Genomic DNA, 2,307 nt, shown 5'->3' with positions numbered 1-2,307 from the left:
TTGTTCTTGGCTCACTTCGTTCTTGACGTGAAGGCGTCCTGTTCAGACAACCAGTAGTGTTCCTCGTGGCCGAGGGCCGGGACCGAATGTGTAACGAGTCCACTATATTAGTTACCTTTTAGATGTAAATGTAACTGAGAACAAGAGATAGTTACTTTTTCCCTTACCAACAGGCAATGCCTTCATTTGCATGCCCCGCATATCGTTTCGTCGAGGCTCATCATAGTGATCGACGTCGATACATCATCAGCCATGGCCAACAGCACCGGAGATCTAAGCACGCACAAGTCTGCTAGGACCAAACGTCGTCTCCACGCCAGGTTGCATCGACTCCACCGTCCACGTAAATGGTCTGTCCTGTTACGTGTGTATTCTCGACACTCGCACGCCATAGCAATAACTTTGCAGTCGCGCTTGCCTAGGAATGATAGTTCAGCGGTATTGGAACGTTCGCATCCACCATGACGCGGCAAGGTTCAGTGGCCGACAGCTCCCTCGTCATATTGGTGATGACGGTTTCAGGCGCAACAGCGCTCAGCGCAAGGTAGGCCCCAGCCCAATTGGCCGTAGGGCTTTATCGACGCAACCGACGGCTGATGGATCCTTCAGAAGACGCGTAGTTCAAGTATTCGGCCGCCGGACCCTGCGCTTGCAGCTTGTCGCCAGTCCGCAATGCTTCTAGTTCATCGCCGGCAAGCATAGCGTCCACAAGTTCCGTTGAATTCTCTTGAAGGATGGCCATCCATGATACAACCACTCCGCGAGGATCTGCAGATTCTGCAAGCAACGGCTGAAGTCGTTCCACAAATTGAACTGCACCGAAATAGTTAGCGGCTATCGTCAGCGCCTCAGGTGCAGCCATTCCCGCAGAGGCGATCACCACATCAACCTTTCCATGACATTGAAGTTTGGTCAGATCGATAGCACTCTCCCGCACTTCAACACTTCAACACTTCAACACTTCAACACTTCAACGGTCGACAATTCTGCGCAGATGTCAGTGTTGCGAAGATCCACGCCAACCACCTGTTCTGCACATTGACGAAGCAGTTCCGCAGTAGCGGCGACTATTCCGGACACAGCGCCAGTTAAAACGTAAGTTGTCATTACCTCTTGTCCGCGTACTCAACTTGGTTCATGAGTCAGAACGAACCAGAGGTCAGTCTACGTCCGGCGCCACTGTATTCGACTTAGCAGTAGCGCGAATTGTCAGGGACTATCAGACTCGGTCTATGAGACATAAAAATCAGGAATGAGAGTGACCAACAACTTATCTCCAAGAACGGCAGTTTCCGAACCATCTCGAACCGGAAAGCGAATCGCGGCCTATAGGCAATAAATGGTGCCTGCAGTCTTGATCCTGCCCCGTTTTTTCGGGGCAGGATCAAGTTTCACATGGATCTTGTTCCCATCCTGCCAGCCAGTCCCAGACTAGCTACAGGAAAGTCTCACAGTAGTATCTGCCAAAGCCCCCACAAGAAAAACGGGAAACGCAATGGCAAGCAACGATGGCGCTGCCTCAACTGCAACGCCAGCACCACCTTCAAACGAGAAGACCTCACCGCACGCAACCAACTCGCCAGCTTCGTCAACTGGCTCATGAGCAAACAAACCCAAGCAGAACACGGCGGAGGAACCGGCCGGACCTTCCGCCACCAAACCGCTTGGTGCTGGAACGTCCATCCTTTCCTGAACCACACCGCAGAAGTCTTCGACGAGATCCAAGTCGACGGTATCTACATCCGGCATGGCTGGTGCCTGCTGATCGCTATCGACCAACGGAACGTCATCGGATGGCAATGGTGCGACCGAGAAAAATCAGCGGCGTGGACAGCGGTGCTGAAGCATTTCCCTGAACCGAAAGTCGTCTTCACCGATGGCGGATCAGGGCTGATGAAAGCGATGAAAGAGTTCTGGCCCAACGTGAAGATCCAGCGGTGCCTGATTCATATCCAAGGCAATGTCCGTACCTACCTGACCCTGAACCCACGCTTGCCAGCCGGTAAGTCATTACGCATGTTTGAGCCTAAAACTCACGAATATCCGCACCCAAGAAGCAGCGGCCCAATGGATGGCCGCCTTCGCGGCCTGGCACGCCCAGCATCAATTCCTCATCAACGAACGCACCTAGGCAGCGCAATGGAACGGTGCGATGCCCCAAAGAATTCGCAGCACCCGCACCTGGTGGTACACCCATCACCGACTGCGCAAAGCGTACGAGAACATGCAGACCGCTTTGCGACGCGGTCACCTATTCACATACCTGAATGAAGATCTGCACGGGCTAGGGATCAGCTCGACAACGAC

Annotated in this window: 1 protein-coding gene and 1 pseudogene; one reads left to right on the top strand and one right to left on the bottom strand. The window is 53.3% G+C overall.

All coding sequences use genetic code 11. The annotated features are described in order from the left end of the window. Window positions 1–574 precede the first annotated feature (574 nt). On the bottom strand, window positions 575–937 hold the full coding sequence (locus tag ACT3UQ_RS19600) for a hypothetical protein (protein ID WP_444637806.1): 363 nt from the start codon (window positions 935–937) through the stop codon (window positions 575–577). Window positions 938–1,395: 458 nt separating this feature from the next. On the opposite strand from ACT3UQ_RS19600, the pseudogene ACT3UQ_RS19595 reads away from it, so the two are divergent. Next, window positions 1,396–2,307 (top strand): annotated as a pseudogene (locus ACT3UQ_RS19595) (IS1249 family transposase); the annotation flags it as partial.

Source organism: Glutamicibacter sp. AOP12-B1-11, from assembly GCF_052379245.1.
Classification (GTDB): Bacteria; Actinomycetota; Actinomycetes; order Actinomycetales; family Micrococcaceae; genus Glutamicibacter.
Note: the sequence above shows the minus strand (reverse complement) of the source record. Positions and strands in the feature narration are given on the sequence as shown.